The organism is Streptomyces sp. NPDC030222 (assembly GCF_055573115.1).
The window spans coordinates 76,620-90,923 of sequence record NZ_JBVICA010000029.1 but is presented as its reverse complement, the minus strand read 5'-3'; the positions used below and the strand labels follow the sequence as shown (position 1 = coordinate 90,923).

Here is a 14,304-nt window from a genome sequence, read left to right as displayed (position 1 = left end):
GGTGAGGGGGGGGGGGGAAAAGGGAGGAGAGGGGGGGGGTACGAGAAGAAAAAGAGTGGGGGAAAAACCCGGCCGGGGGGGGGGGGGGGGGGCCCCCCCCCCCCCCCCCCCCCGCCCCGGCTGCCGTGGGCCCCGCTCGGGCCCACGGGCCCCGGCGGAGGGCCGTCCCCCTCCACCGGAGTACGGCGGGACCGCGTGGTGCGCGGTCCCGATGACGGGTCAGCCCTGCGCGGCGATCCGGGCGAGGCGCTGCGCCTCGGCCCTCGTGGAGCGGGCGACGGCGTCCTCGTCGACGTGCACCAGCCGGTTGTCCTCGACGACGGGGCGGCCGTCGACGAGGGAGAGGGTGACGGGGGCGGCGGCACCGAGGACGAGGGCGGTGACCGGGTCGGCGATGGAGGCGTGGGCGAGGGTGTCGAGCTTCCACAGCACCAGGTCGGCGAGCTTGCCGGGCTCCAGAGACCCTGTCTGGGAGGCGCGGCCGAGGACCTGCGCACCGCCGTAAGTGCCCAGGCGCAGCGCCTGTCGGGCGTTCAGCGCGGCCTCGCGGTGCGGGCCGAGACGGTTGATGAGGAGCGCGTTGCGCAGTTCGGTGTGGAGTTCACCGGACTCGTTGGAGGCGGTGCCGTCGACGCCGAGGCCCACCGGGACGCCCGCGGCGAGCATGTCGGGGACGCGGGCGATGCCGGCGGCGAGCCGCGCGTTGGAGGACGGGCAGTGGGCGACGCCGGTCCTGGTGCGCGCGAAGGCGGCGATGTCGGAGTCGTTCATATGGACGCAGTGGGCCATCCACACGTCCTCGCCGAGCCAGCCGGTGGATTCGAAGTAGTCGGTCGGGCCCATGCCGAACAGTTCGTGGCAGAACTTCTCCTCCTCCACGGTCTCGGAGCCGTGGGTGTGCATGCGCACGCCCTTGCGGCGGGCGAGTTCGGCGCCCTGCCTGAGCAGTTCGGTGGAGACGGAGAACGGCGAGCAGGGGGCGACGGCGATCTGGGTCATCGCGTCGAAGGAGGCGTCGTGGTGCCGGTCGATGGTCTCCTCGGTGGCGGCGAGGGCGCCTTCGAGGGTCTCGACGGCGAAGTCCGGGGGCAGTCCGCCGTCCTTCTCGCTGCGGTCCATGGAGCCGCGGGCGAGGGTGAAACGCACGCCGGTCTCGGAGGCGGCGCGGATGATGGCGCCGGACAGATCGCCGGACCCCTTCGGGAAGACGTAGTGGTGGTCCATGGCGGTGGTGACGCCGCCGCGCGCCATCATGGCGAGCGAGCCCTGCGCCGCAGCGTGGACCATCTGCTCGTCTATGCGCGCCCAGGTCGGGTAGAGCGCGACGAGCCAGTCGAAGAGGTTGTGGTCGGTGGCCAGGCCCCGGGTGATCCACTGGTAGAAGTGGTGGTGCGTGTTGATCAGGCCGGGGGTGACCAGGTGTCCCGTGCCGTCGACGCGGCGGACCACGTTCTCCAGGTTGCCGGGGGCCTTGCCCGCCCCGACCGACTCGATCCTGTTGCCGGCGACGACGACGTGCCCGGAGGCGTACTCGGTGTCGTGGGCGTCGACCGTCGCGACGGCACAGTTCTCGATGACGATGCGCGAAGCCGCCATGGCGGATCCTCGTTTCTTCCCGCGGGCCTGGGCCCGCTGCGTACGGATTCGGGGGTCGAGCGGGGTGACGACCGAGTCCGCTGTGCACGTGCACCCGGGTCATGACGGCTGTACGTGTCCATGGTGCGCAGATGCCCCCGCTCACCCCGGTCCCCCGGGACGGGACGCTTGTCCCGGGGGCGACGCCGGCGCGCGCGTCGGGGGTTGTCGAGGCGTGTCGTCCGGGGCGGGACGACTCGGGAGGCCGGACGGCCCGGAGGCCGGACGGCCCGGAGGCCGGACGGCCCGGAGGCCGGACGGCCCGGAGGCCGGACGGCCCGGAGGCCGGACGGCTCAGAGGTTGGTCATGTCGACGGGGATCCGGGGTTCGACGCCGTCCCGCAGGATGGTGGCCTCGATGAGGCCGTACGGGCGGTCCGCCGCGAAGTAGACCTCGTTGTCGTTCTTGAGTCCGAACGGTTCGAGGTCGACCAGGAAGTGGTGCTTGTTGGGGAGCGAGAAGCGGACCTCGTCGATCTCCGCGCGGTTGTTGATGATGCGCGCCCCCATCTGGTACAGCGTCTGCTGGAGGGAGAGCGAGTAGGTCTCCGCGAAGGCCTGGAGCATGTGCTTCCTCACCTGCTCGTAGGACTTCTCCCAGTTGGGCATCCGCTGCTCGTCGTCGGTCCAGTTGAACCGCCAGCGGCCGGACACCTGGGTGGCCAGGATGCGGTCGTACGCCTCCTGGAGCGTCGTGTACCTGTCCTTGACGTAACCCCAGAACTCGGAGTTGGTCGAGTTCATCACGACGAGGTCCTTGAGGCCGGAGACGACCTCCCAGGTGTCACCGTCGTAGGTGACCTGGGTGAGCCGGGTCTCCTGGCCCTTGCGGACGAAGGAGTGCCTGACCTCGTCGGCGCCGATGAACTTCGAGTTGGCGTCGGAGGTCTCGATGCGCTCCCAGGCGTACTCCTCGATGCGGATGCGGGCCCGGTGGATCGGCTCCTGGCCGGTCACGAAGTGGCGGGCCAGGTGGATGCCGAACTGCTCCGCGGACTCGATACCGTATTCCTTCGCGAACGCGTACACCGTGTTCTTGGTGGTGTCGGTCGGCAGGACGTTGGCGTTCGAGCCGGAGTAGTGCACCTCGTCCATGTCGCCGGACAGGGCGACCGAGACGTTCAGGTCCTTGATGTGGTGGGTGTCGCCGTCCCGCGTGATCCTGACGACGCGGTTCTCTGCTTTGCCGTACTGGTTCTGGCCGAGAATCGTGGGCATGTGTCTGCTAGCTCCCTCGGTAAACGGAGTAGCCGAACGGGTTGAGCAGCAGCGGTACGTGGTAGTGCTCGCCCGGTACGACGGCGAAGGTGATCGCCACCTCGGGGAAGAACGCACCGCTGTCCCTTGCGCGGGGGGCGTCCTGCTGCGCCTCGGCTTGCCTGTTGACGCTGTGCTTGTGCGAAGAGAAGTACGCCTCGGTCTCGAAGTCGAGACGTACCTGGGTGGTGCCCTCCGGAAGGGCCGGGAGGTCCTTGCAGCGGCCGTCCGCGTCGGTCGCCGACCCGCCGAGCGCCGCCCACTCCGCGTCGCGGCCGCTGCGGGCCGACAGGGAGACGGCGACGCCGTCGGCGGGGCGTCCGATGCTGGTGTCCAGGATGTGCGTGGACACCGACGCCGTGGTTTCCGTGCTCATGCGCTTGCTTCCTCCACAAGGCGGGTCAGCCGGATACGGTTGATCTTGCCCAGTTCGGAGCGGACGATCTCCCGCTCCTCGTCGGGAGGGTTGCCGATCCGGTCGCGGACCGCGTCCCGCATCTGCTCGCCGGTCCGGCCGGTGGCGCAGATCAAGAAGACATGACCGAACCGCTCCTGGTAGGCCAGGTTCAGTTCGAGCATCTCGGCCTTGAGCTCGTCGGAGGCGCCGGCCATCCCGCTCTGCTCGCGGGAGGAGGTCGGATCTCCGGGCTTGGGGCGCCCGATCGGCGGGTGCCCGGCCATGGCGTCCTCCAGGTCGGCCGTGGTCAGTTCCGCCATCGCGGCGTCGCTCCTGGCGAACAGCTCGTCGGCGGCGGCGTACGGTCGCCGGTCGAGGATTCTGCCCACCCAGGCCGGGCTGGAGCACACTTCCCGGAGCACGGCCGCAGCCTCGTGGTCCGGCAGGGTGTTGAACCGGGCGAGGCCCGTTGAAGAGGTCGAAGTCACGGGAGCCTCCGTGGCCGGTGTGCTGAACGGGCTGCGGACAGCTAACGCCCTGCACCGACAATTCGTCAACACTTTGTTGAAACTTTGGCGCGGCAGAAGCCGCCGTCCTCACGGGTGGGCGGCGGCTCGGGGCGATCGCGTCCTACGCCGCCGGCTACTCGCTCTTGGCGGCGTTTTCCCTGTTCAGGTAGTTGTAAACGGTGAACCGGCTGACCCCGAGCGCGCCGGCCACGGTCTCCACGCCGTGCCGTACCGAGAAGGCGCCCCGCGCCTCCAGGGCCCGGACGACGCCTTGCTTGGTCTTGCGGTCGAGCCGGGACAGCGGCATGCCGTGTCGGCGCTCCATGGCGGCCAGGATGTGGTCCAGCGATTCGGAGAGCTGCGGAAGCCGGACCGCGAGCACCTCCTCGCCCTCCCAGCTCAGTACCACGTCGTCGCGGCCCGCCTCCCGGGGCAGGAGGATCTCCCCGCCCATGGCGTCCACCAGCGGCTTGACCGCGGTCACGAACGGGTGGTCGGCGGGCCCGGTCATTCCCCGTCCTCCCCGATCACGTTCACCTGGAGGGAGACACGGGTGGCACCGGCCTCCAGGGCCTTGCGCAGCATCGTGTCGACAGCGGTGAGCACCTCGTCGGCACCCCCTTCGGCCGTGTTGCCGAACGGGCCGACGTCCACCGCGTCCAGGTCCGCCGTCTGCACGACCTCCCGTGCGACCAGGGCGTGCCTCGGAGCCTCGTCCAGGTCGAAGGGTTCGGTCGTGAACTCCACTCTCAGTCGCACCATGCCCAGAGCGTAGCCGGGACCCGCCGCCGGGCCGGCCGCCCCGGCCGGGAGGAACGGCCGTGCCCGACGTGACGGCCCGCCCGACCGCGCGCGTCCACGGTGGCCGCCCTCCCGCCCCGTCACGCCGCCGCCCCGTCCGGTCACGCCGCCGTCACGCTCGCGTCACGCCCTCACGGCCAGACTGTCCACAGTCCGGAGGGTCCGTTGCGCCCACGCCCGTCGCGCAAGGAAGAAGGATGAAGGATGAACCGGCAGCATCGTCTCGCACTCCTCAGCCCACTGGTGGTCTCCTCGCTGGCCTTGGCGCCCGCGTTCGGCGCACAGGCGTCCGCATCGGAGGTCACCGCTCCGGACCGCGGCAACCGGCCCTCCTGCGAACTCGTCGCGGTGGGCAAGAAGGACAACCCCAAGTTCAACCTGGTCCTCAGCGGCTTCCCCTCACGCGTCAGCGTGGTTGCCAAGTCGGAGGAGGAAACCGTTCAGGGCCAGACGAACAGGAGCGGCAACCGCTCGTTCCGGGACGTGGCGTTCTCCAAGTACACCGTGTCCTTCAAGGTCAAGGGCCAGAACAGGAGCGTGCCCTGTGACGCACCTCCTGCGCCGCCGCAGCCGGCCGTGGACATCAACGACGTGGACCTGACGGCGCCTGCCCCACCCACGGTCAACTGCGACGTGGTGAACAAGGTGAACGTGACCGCCAACCTGACCGGCACGGGTAAGGGCAAGACATCCCTCCAGTGGACCCAGAGCAGCGGAGGCAAGGTGAGCATCCAGCTGGTCGATTTCACCGCGCCCACGACAAACGTGACCATGGCGGTGAACACCCCCAAGCGGGCCGCGGCGGCGATAAAGGTGATGACTTTCCCGGTTTCGGCGAAGGCTCCGAGCGGAGCGTCCGACACCGTGACGGTCACCATCAACTGTCAGTGACGTACAGGGGTTGCGGGGCTCCCTCCTCCGGCAGTGACCCGGCGTCACCTCCAGGCCGTCGCGTCCGCCCCCGGCGTTCCGTTCTTCGTGAACCGGAGCCACCTCGTTCGTGAACCAGCGCCACCCGCGCCCGGATCCCGGGCGCGGGTGGTCCTGAACCAGGCACGGATGACGCCTCGCGCTCACCCCCGCGCTCACCTCGGGTTACTCGAAGGCCGGCCGGGCACGTACCGCCGACAGATCACGCCGCAGGCCCGTGACGCCCGCCGCCGCACTCGACGAAGCGCCCCCTGAACTGGGACATCGCAGGACCGGACAGGTTCTGCGACGACTCGTTCCGGGGCGCTTTTCCGTGTCCGCTCTTGACAGCCCCACCACCCCGCAGGCAATCTTCCATCAAGCAGAAACAAACTTCCGCAATACGGAAGGAGCGCGGACTCCAGATGACCCGCTTCTCAGACGTCGGAGCCGCGGAGCAGCGCTTCGATGTGAATCTGTCGATCCTCTTCACGGAACTCCCGCTGCTGGAGCGCCCCGCGGCGGCCGCCGCGGCCGGCTTCACCGCGGTCGAGCTGTGGTGGCCCTGGACCGGCACCCCCACTCCCCCGCAGGACGAACTCGACGCTCTGAAGAAGTCGCTCGACGACGCCGGGGTGCTGCTGACGGGACTGAACTTCTACGCCGGCCGGCTGCCCGGACCGGACCGCGGGGCGCTGTCCGTACCGGGCGAGGAGTCCGACCGCTTCCGTGCCAACATCGACGTCGCGGCGGACTTCGCCGCCTCGGTCGGCTGCCGGGCGCTCAACGCGCTGTACGGCAACCGCGTCGAGGGCGTCGACCCGGCCGTCCAGGACGAACTCGCACTGGAGAACCTGGCCCTGGCGGCCCGCGCCGCACACCGCGTCGGCGCGGTCCTGCTGATCGAGACGCTCAACCGGCCGGAGTCGCCGCTCTACCCGCTGGTGAGCGCGCCCGCCGCGATCGAGGTCGTGGACCGGGTCAACGCCGCGACGGGGCTGGGCAACGCCAAGTTCCTGCTGGACGTCTACCACCTGTCGATGAACGGCGAGGACGTCGCCGCGGTCATCGACGCGTACGCCGGCCGGACCGGCCATGTGCAGATCGCGGACAACCCCGGCCGCGGCGCCCCGGGCACCGGAGCGCTTCCGTTGGAGGACCTGCTCGGCCGCCTGAGGCAAGCCGGCTACGACGGCTGGATCGGCCTGGAGTACAAGGCCGGTGACCGACCGAGCGCCGAGTCCTTCGACTGGCTGCCCGTCGCCGCGCGCGCCGCTTCGCGCTGACGTTCCCTCCGTACCACCGCTCCGAGAGAGGCACCCGATGAGCAACCTCCCCAAGATCGCCTGGATCGGCCTCGGGATCATGGGCTCGCCCATGTCCGAGAACCTGATCAAGGCGGGATACCAGGTCACCGGCTACACCCTGGAGCAGGACAAGCTGGACCGTCTCGCGGCCGCCGGCGGCACCGCCGCCTCCTCCGTCGCCGAGGCCGTGGAGGACGCCGACGTCGTCATCACGATGGTCCCGGCGTCCCCGCAGGTCGAAGCCGTCGCCTACGGCACGGACGGGATCCTGGAGAACGCGAGGCGGGGCGCCCTGCTGATCGACATGTCGTCGATCACCCCGCAGACCTCCGTGGACCTGGCGGGGAACGCCGCCGGGAAGGGGATCCGCGTGCTGGACGCCCCGGTGTCCGGCGGTGAGGCCGGCGCCGTGGAGGCCGTACTGTCGATCATGGTCGGTGGCGAACAGGCCGACTTCGACGAGGCGCGGCCGATCCTGGAGGCCCTCGGCCGGACCATCGTGCTGTGCGGTCCGCACGGCTCGGGCCAGACGGTGAAGGCCGCCAACCAGCTGATCGTGGCGGTGAACATCCAGGCCTGCGCCGAGGCCGTGGTCTTCCTGGAGAAGTCCGGAGTGGACCTGGAGGCCGCGCTCGACGTCCTGAACGGCGGCCTGGCCGGCTCCACGGTGCTCACGCGCAAGAAGCCCAACTTCCTGAACCGCGACTTCAAGCCGGGCTTCCGGATCGACCTGCACCACAAGGACATGGGCATCGTCACCGACGCCGCCCGCAACGTCGGCGCGGCGCTCCCGGTCGGCTCCGTGGTCGCCCAGCTCGTCGCGTCGCTGCGCGCCCAGGGCGACGGCGGCCTGGACCACTCGGCCCTGCTGCGCTCCGTCGAGCGCCTCTCGGGCCGGCCGGCCGCCTGAGCCGCGGCGGCTCCCCCGGGGTCCGGCCCCACCCCCGCGACATCCGGGCCGTGGCTGCGCCGACACCTGTCCCGTCGCGCCCAAGCGCAGCCGCGGCCCGGATCCACACCCCAGACTTCAACAAACTGTTGACGCTCTCGCCGAGGCGAACCTACGCTCCAGACACTCTCCCAGCTGCCCTTGGGCCCTGCGCCCCGGCAGCTCCCGCACGGAAGGTCACCATGTCGAAGCGCGTGCTCACGACCGAATCCGGCGCCCCGGTCGCCGACAACCAGAACTCCGCCACCGCCGGCGTCGGCGGCCCGCTCCTCCTCCAGGACCAGCACCTGCTGGAGAAGCTCGCCCGGTTCAACCGCGAGCGCATCCCCGAGCGCGTGGTGCACGCCCGCGGCTCCGGCGCGTACGGCCGGTTCGAGGTGACCGACGACGTCACCGGCTACACCCACGCGGACTTCCTGAGCGCCGTCGGCAAGCGCACCGAGGTCTTCCTCCGGTTCTCCACGGTCGCCGACTCGCTCGGCGGCGCGGACGCGGTCCGCGACCCGCGCGGCTTCGCGGTGAAGTTCTACACCGAGCAGGGGAACTACGACCTGGTCGGCAACAACACCCCGGTGTTCTTCGTCAGGGACCCGGTCAAGTTCCCCGACTTCATCCACTCCCAGAAGCGCGACCCCTTCACGGGCCGTCAGGAGCCGGACAACGTCTGGGACTTCTGGGCCCACGCCCCCGAGGCGACGCACCAGATCACCTGGCTGTTCGGCGACCGCGGCATCCCCGCCTCGTACCGCCACATGAACGGCTACGGCTCCCACACCTACCAGTGGACCAATGCCTCGGGCGAGGCCTTCTTCGTCAAGTACCACTTCAAGACCAACCAGGGCATCCGCTGCCTGAGCGGTGAGCAGGCCGCTGAGGTCGTCGGCCAGGACGCCGCCTCGCACCAGACGGACCTGCTGCAGGCCATCGAGCGCGGGGTGAACCCGTCCTGGACCCTTTACGTCCAGATCATGCCCGCCGCCGAGGCCGCGGACTACCGGTTCAACCCGTTCGACCTCACCAAGGTGTGGCCGCACGCCGACTACCCGCTGCAGCGGGTCGGCCGGCTGGTCCTGGACCGCAATCCGGACAACGTGTTCGCCGAGGTCGAGCAGGCCGCGTTCTCCCCGAACAACTTCGTCCCGGGCATCGGCCCCTCCCCGGACAAGATGCTCCAGGGCCGTCTGTTCGCCTACGCGGACGCCCAGCGCTACCGTCTCGGCGTCAACCACACCCAGCTGCCGGTGAACGCGCCGAAGGCGACGGCCGCGGACAACTACGGCCGGGACGGCTTCATGGCCACCCGCAACGGATCGCGGCACGACAGGAACTACGAGCCCAACTCGTACGCGGGTCCGGCGCAGACCGGCGCACCGCTCTCCGCGCCGCTCGCGGTGGCCGGCTGGACCGGTACCCACGCCGCCCCGGCCCACACCAAGGACGACGACTTCCTCCAGGCCGGCGAGCTCTACCGGCTGATGTCGGCGGACGAGAAGTCCCGCCTGATCGCGAACATCGCCGGCAGCCTGTCCCAGGTCACCCGCGACGACATCGTCGAGAAGAACCTCGCCCACTTCCACGCCGCCGACCCCGAGTACGGCAAGCGCGTCGAGGAAGCGGTCGGCGCCCTGCGCGAGGACTGAGCGGCGAACAGACGGCGCCGGTGGGACGACGGGAGGTCAGCCCACCGGCGCGGTCCGCCGTCGGCCCGGTACGAGGGGTGGCCGGCGGAACGGACGGCCCGGGGACCGTGGCGGCACGGCGATGCCAGTGCGGTGGTCGAGGTGCGCACCGGCTCCCTTCCTGACGTGAAGGAAGGGCCGCCGGGGCACCGATCGCCTCCGCCGCGGTCCTCGGAGCCCCTCAGCCCGGCACCCCTCGGATCCAGCCCCGCCCGGCGGCGCGAACGTCCTGTCGCGCCGGCCTCGCACCGTCGGGCGGCAACAACGCGACGCGGCACGGTCTACGGTCCCGTCCCCCGCGTCCGACGACCGGGGCCCGACCCACGCATCAGGGGTCGGGCCCGGTCATGCGCCCTCCACCCGTTGCGCGGCGTTCCCCACGGCGCGCTCGTCGTCCGCCCTCAATCGTTCGACGGCCCTGGCCAGTCGGGCGGCGCGGCCCTTCGCCGTCCTGGCCTTCAGCAGCGGGAGCATCACCTGGTACCTGCCGGTCCTGCCCAGCCCGTCGAACGCGGCCTTCGCACGCTCGTCCCGGTCCAGCGCCGCCGCGAGATCGGGCGGGACCGTGGCCGTGCGCTGCGAGGCGTAGGCGGCGTCCCAGCGGCCGTCCGCCCGTGCGGCGCGCACCTCGGCGAGACCGGGGTCCCGCATGCGCCCCGCGGCCGTCAGTGCCTCCACCTTGGCGATGTTGACCTGCGACCATGCGCTCCGCCGGCGGCGGCGGGAGATCCTCTGCAGATAGTGGACCTCGTCGTACGCCCGGCGCTGACCGTCGATCCAGCCGAAGCAGAGGGCGACGTCGATCACCTGTTGCGGCGTCACCGAGGCCACCCCGGACCCCTTCTTGGCGAGCTTCAGCCAGACGCACCGCTGCCTTCCGTGGTTCCCGGCCAGCCAGGACTCCAGCCCCGCCTCGTCATGGAAGGCGAGGACCCGCACACCGTCGAGCGATTCCATGGCCCGACGGTACGTCGGATACAGGACAGTTCCCGGCCTCCATCCATGGCGGTGAAGACGCGAGGGCCCCCGTCCGCGAATGCGGGACGGGGGCCTCCTGCGCCAGGCCGGACCTCCTGCCCGGGCCGGACCGGCTGCTGCCGGGTCAGCCGAGCGGCCGGATCGCGGTGGGCGCATGGCCCGGCTCGGTGGCGAGCTCCTCGAACTCCGAGACGTCGCCGATGTCCGCGGTGCGGCTCATCGAGATGTTGGTGATCCGCTCCAGGATCGCCTCGACCACGACCGGGACCCGGTGTTCGGCGGCGAGCTTCTTGGCCTCCTCGAAGGCCGGCAGCAACCGGTCCGGTTCGGTGACCCTGATGGCCTTGCAGCCCAGGCCCTCGGCGACCTTGACGTGGTCGACGCCGTAGACACCGATCTCCGGCGAGTTGATGTTCTCGAATTCCAGATTCACCTGGAAGTCGATGTCCAGGCCGATCTGGGCCTGGCGGATCAGGCCCAGGTAGGAGTTGTTCACCAGGACGTGGACGTAGGGGATCCGGTGCTGTGCGCCGACCGCCAGCTCCTCGATCATGAACTGGAAGTCGTAGTCGCCGGAGAGCGCGACGACCTGCGCCTCCGGGTCCGCCTTGGCGACGCCGAGCGCGGCCGGGATGGTCCAGCCGAGCGGGCCCGCCTGGCCGCAGTTGATCCAGTGCCGCGGCTCGTACACGTGCAGCATCTGCGCGCCGGCGATCTGGGAGAGGCCGATCGTGGTGACGTAACGGGTCTCCGGGCCGAACGCCTTGTTCATCTCCTCGTAGACGCGCTGCGGCTTGAGCGGCACGTCGTCGAAGTGCGTGCGCCGCTGCAGCGTGGCCTTGCGCTCCTGGGTGGAGGTGATCCACTCGGACCGGTCCGGCAGCCCGCCGGCGGCCTTCAGCTCCTTGGCGACCTCGACGAAGAGTTCCAGGGCCGCCGCGGCGTCCGAGGTGATGCCGTAGTCCGGCGGGAAGATCTTGCCGATCTGGGTGGGCTCGATGTCGACGTGCACGAACTTCCGGCCGCGGGTGTAGACGTCGAGCTTGTAGCCGGTGTGGCGGTTCGCCCAGCGGTTGCCGATGCCGAGGACGAAGTCGGACTCCAGGAAGTTCGCGTTGCCGTAGCGGTGCGAGGTCTGGAGGCCGACCATGCCCGCGTTCAGCTCGTGGTCGTCGGGGATCGTGCCCCAGCCCATCAGGGTCGGGATGACCGGGGTGCCGGTGGTCTCGGCGAACTCGACCAGCAGGCCGGAGGCGTCGGCGTTGATGATGCCGCCGCCGGCGACGATCAGCGGGCGCTCCGACGCCAGCAGGAAGCCGAGCGCCTTCTCGATCTGGGCGCGCGTCGCGGCGGGCTTGTAGACGGGCAGTGGCTCGTACGTCTCCGGGTCGAACTCGATCTCGGTCTGCTGGACGTCGATCGGCAGGTCGATGAGGACCGGTCCGGGGCGGCCGGAGCGCATCAGGTGGAATGCCTGCTGGAAGACGCCGGGGACCTGGGCCGCCTCCAGGACGGTCGTGGCGGCCTTGGTGACCGGCTTGGCGATCGAGGCGATGTCGACGGCCTGGAAGTCCTCCTTGTGGATCACCGTGGTGGGCGCCTGGCCGGTGATGCACAGGATCGGGACCGAGTCGCCGATGGCGGAGTACAGGCCGGTGATCATGTCCGTACCGGCCGGGCCGGACGTACCGATGCAGACGCCGATGTTGCCCGGGGCCGTGCGGGTGTAGCCCTCGGCCATGTGCGAGGCGCCCTCGACATGGCGGGCGAGCGTGTGCTCGATGCCGCCGCCCTCCTTGAGGGCTTTGTAGAAGGGGTTGATCGCCGCGCCCGGCACACCGAACGCGTTCGTCACGCCTTCCCGCTTGAGGATCTCGACTGCGGCTCGGGCGGCGGTCATTCGAGGCATGGATGCTCCTGCTTCGGCCTGGCGGATCGTGCTCTGTCGCGCCACCTGAGAGCTGCGATTCCGGGATACGGAAATTCAGTTCTGCTATATGGAAGTAACTTAGGGCGTGGCGATACGGGCGTCAAGGGATCCACGAAGTGGCCACCCGACACCCGTTCGATGGAGGACGATGGGCACGCGGGCCCGAATCCCGGGCAGCCGCATCCCCGGAAGGACGGAGGACTCCTGGGGGAACTCCTGGGGAACTCCGGGGAGAACGCCGGGAAGTTCCCGGAGCGCTCCGGGGAGTTCCGGACGGACGGCACGCCCCGGGAGGCCGTGGAGATCCGGGAAGAAGTCCGGGACGGCTCGGGAGGAAGTCCGGGGACGCCCCGGGGAGAAGTCCGGGGACGACTACTCGGAGGGGAGGACGGCGAGTCATGGAGGAAACCGTTCCGGTGCGCTGCCCGGCATGCCGCCGGAACCACGCCTACGCTGCTCCGGCCTATCCGTGCGCCTGCGGCAGGCCCGTCACCCCGCCGCTGGTACGTGGCGGAACGCCCGAGCCGATCACTCACCGGACCTGGGACGAGGACTGGGTGACCGTGCGCTGCGAGGCCTGCGGGCGCTGCGGCGAGTGGCCTCAACCCGAGCACGGCTGCCCGTGCGGAACCGTGCTGCGCATCCCGGTCGGGCCGGTCGCCGCCGCGGGCCACGGGGGCTCCTCCGCACGGCGCGCTCCGGCGGACGGGTACCGGCGGACCGCCTCGGACGCCGGGCAGAACGAGGACCCCGCCGACGCCGTCGACCCCGTCGGCAGCCGCGGCGCGGGGGCGGCCGGAACCGGCTCCGGATCCCGGACGGGCCCGGAAACGCGGACGGGCCCGGGAGCGCGGACCGGGGCGGGAGCCGGAAGCAGCACGGATGCCGGAAGCACCACGGGGGCCGGAAGCAGCACAGGAGCCGCAGGCACCACAGGTCCGACTCGGGGCGGCACCGGGGCCTGGGCCGCCCCCGGGCTCAACCCGGACGGCGGCCCGCGCCAGAAGGTCTCCCCCGCCCGGAGACGGCAGGCCTTCCGCCCGGTGACGATCCGCAGCTCACGGGACGCCGTCACCGCCGCCGCACGCTATCTGCGCTGGCTCGGCTTCCGTGACGTCCTCCAGGCCGAGCGCCACCCCGCCTCCGGTATCGACCTGCGCGGACCGGGCGTCGTGGCCCAGGTCGACCCGGCGAACGGGCCGACCGCGGTGCGCGACGTCGAATGCCTCTGGCTGAACGGTCTCAGCACCTCCGCGACCGGCGTCTTCTTCTCCCTCTACGGCTACTCACCCGAAGCCCGCTCACGGGCCGAGCAGTTGCACGTCCCGCTGTTCGTCCTGGACCTCACGGGCACACCGCAGCCCGTGAACGGAGCCGCGGAGGAATTGGTGTCGACGGGAACGTGACCCCGGTGGTGCACTGGGCCGCGTGCTGATCCGAACCGTCCGCCCGGCGGACCTTCCCCTTCTCCAGGACATCGAGCGCGCAGCCGGGGAGCCGTTCCGCGCCCTCGGCATGGACGCCGTCGCCGACGACGAACCACCGTCCCTCGACATGCTCGCCGGATACATGCGGGCGGCCCGCGCCTGGACGGCCGTGGACGCCGAGGACCGTCCCGTCGCATATCTGCTCTCCGACCCGGTCGACGGGGCCGCGCACATCGAGCAGGTGTCGGTCCACCCGCGAGCGTCGCGCCGGGGCGTCGGACGCGCACTCGTCGGTCACCTGGAGGCGCTCGCCCGCGCAGAGGGCATGGCGGCGCTCACACTCACCACGTTCGTCGACGTGCCGTGGAACGCCCCCTACTACGAGCGGCTGGGCTTCCGGCAGCTCGACGACGCCGAACTGGGCCCGGAGCTGCGGGAGATCCGGCGGCTGGAAGCCGCACACGGACTCGACCGATGGCCGCGGGTGTGCATGCGCCGCCCTCTCCGGACGCCGTGATCCGGCGGG

At 70.8% G+C, this 14,304-nt stretch carries 14 protein-coding genes; 6 read left to right on the top strand and 8 right to left on the bottom strand.

What is annotated here, in order from left to right:
* Positions 1-219 precede the first annotated feature (219 nt).
* From ACZ4Z5_RS30640 to ACZ4Z5_RS30615, 6 genes are all read right to left on the bottom strand, one after another.
* A complete protein-coding gene (locus ACZ4Z5_RS30640; protein WP_468268981.1) occupies positions 220-1,596 on the bottom strand; it encodes an 8-oxoguanine deaminase in 1,377 nt (458 codons plus the stop codon).
* 333 nt (positions 1,597-1,929) lie between these two features.
* Positions 1,930-2,853, bottom strand: coding sequence for a factor-independent urate hydroxylase (pucL, locus tag ACZ4Z5_RS30635; RefSeq protein ID WP_468268978.1), 924 nt, complete (start codon positions 2,851-2,853; stop codon positions 1,930-1,932).
* Positions 2,854-2,860: 7 nt separating this feature from the next.
* On the bottom strand, positions 2,861-3,268 hold the full coding sequence (gene uraH, locus ACZ4Z5_RS30630) for a hydroxyisourate hydrolase (protein ID WP_468268975.1): 408 nt from the start codon (positions 3,266-3,268) through the stop codon (positions 2,861-2,863).
* Positions 3,265-3,777 carry a 2-oxo-4-hydroxy-4-carboxy-5-ureidoimidazoline decarboxylase gene (uraD, locus tag ACZ4Z5_RS30625; protein ID WP_468268972.1) on the bottom strand — a complete coding sequence of 171 codons (513 nt, stop codon included), beginning with the start codon at positions 3,775-3,777 and terminating at the stop codon, positions 3,265-3,267. The genes uraH and uraD overlap by 4 nt, the downstream gene beginning before the upstream one ends.
* A 154-nt stretch (positions 3,778-3,931) precedes the next feature.
* Positions 3,932-4,309, bottom strand: coding sequence for a helix-turn-helix domain-containing protein (locus ACZ4Z5_RS30620; RefSeq protein WP_468268969.1), 378 nt, complete (start codon positions 4,307-4,309; stop codon positions 3,932-3,934).
* Complete coding sequence (locus tag ACZ4Z5_RS30615) at positions 4,306-4,557, bottom strand: YkoF family thiamine-binding protein (protein WP_468268996.1); 252 nt, start codon at positions 4,555-4,557, stop codon at positions 4,306-4,308. The genes ACZ4Z5_RS30620 and ACZ4Z5_RS30615 overlap by 4 nt, the downstream gene beginning before the upstream one ends.
* A gap of 246 nt (positions 4,558-4,803) precedes the next feature.
* On the opposite strand from ACZ4Z5_RS30615, the gene ACZ4Z5_RS30610 reads away from it, so the two are divergent.
* The 4 genes from ACZ4Z5_RS30610 to ACZ4Z5_RS30595 all read left to right on the top strand — a co-directional run bounded on the left by ACZ4Z5_RS30610 (position 4,804) and on the right by ACZ4Z5_RS30595 (position 9,404).
* Entirely contained in the window at positions 4,804-5,490 is a 687-nt protein-coding gene (locus ACZ4Z5_RS30610) for a hypothetical protein (protein ID WP_468268967.1), read from the top strand.
* 443 nt (positions 5,491-5,933) lie between these two features.
* A complete protein-coding gene (locus ACZ4Z5_RS30605) occupies positions 5,934-6,794 on the top strand; it encodes a TIM barrel protein (protein WP_468268964.1) in 861 nt (286 codons plus the stop codon).
* Positions 6,795-6,831: 37 nt separating this feature from the next.
* Positions 6,832-7,725: a 2-hydroxy-3-oxopropionate reductase gene (locus ACZ4Z5_RS30600; protein WP_468268962.1), complete on the top strand. Its 894-nt coding sequence runs from the start codon at positions 6,832-6,834 to the stop codon at positions 7,723-7,725.
* A gap of 221 nt (positions 7,726-7,946) precedes the next feature.
* Positions 7,947-9,404 carry a catalase gene (locus tag ACZ4Z5_RS30595; protein WP_468268959.1) on the top strand — a complete coding sequence of 486 codons (1,458 nt, stop codon included), beginning with the start codon at positions 7,947-7,949 and terminating at the stop codon, positions 9,402-9,404.
* Between the two features lie 384 nt (positions 9,405-9,788).
* Here the strand turns inward: ACZ4Z5_RS30595 and ACZ4Z5_RS30590 are convergent, their stop codons facing one another.
* Positions 9,789-10,400 carry a YdeI/OmpD-associated family protein gene (locus ACZ4Z5_RS30590; protein WP_468268956.1) on the bottom strand — a complete coding sequence of 204 codons (612 nt, stop codon included), beginning with the start codon at positions 10,398-10,400 and terminating at the stop codon, positions 9,789-9,791.
* Between the two features lie 145 nt (positions 10,401-10,545).
* On the bottom strand, positions 10,546-12,330 hold the full coding sequence (gcl, locus tag ACZ4Z5_RS30585) for a glyoxylate carboligase (RefSeq protein ID WP_468268953.1): 1,785 nt from the start codon (positions 12,328-12,330) through the stop codon (positions 10,546-10,548).
* A 419-nt stretch (positions 12,331-12,749) separates the two neighbouring features.
* Between gcl and ACZ4Z5_RS30580 the strand changes: the two genes are divergently transcribed.
* Positions 12,750-13,757, top strand: a complete 1,008-nt coding sequence (locus tag ACZ4Z5_RS30580) for a hypothetical protein (RefSeq protein WP_468268950.1) — start codon at positions 12,750-12,752, stop codon at positions 13,755-13,757.
* A gap of 22 nt (positions 13,758-13,779) precedes the next feature.
* Complete coding sequence (locus ACZ4Z5_RS30575; protein ID WP_468268947.1) at positions 13,780-14,295, top strand: GNAT family N-acetyltransferase; 516 nt, start codon at positions 13,780-13,782, stop codon at positions 14,293-14,295.
* The last annotated feature ends 9 nt before the right edge of the window (positions 14,296-14,304 follow it).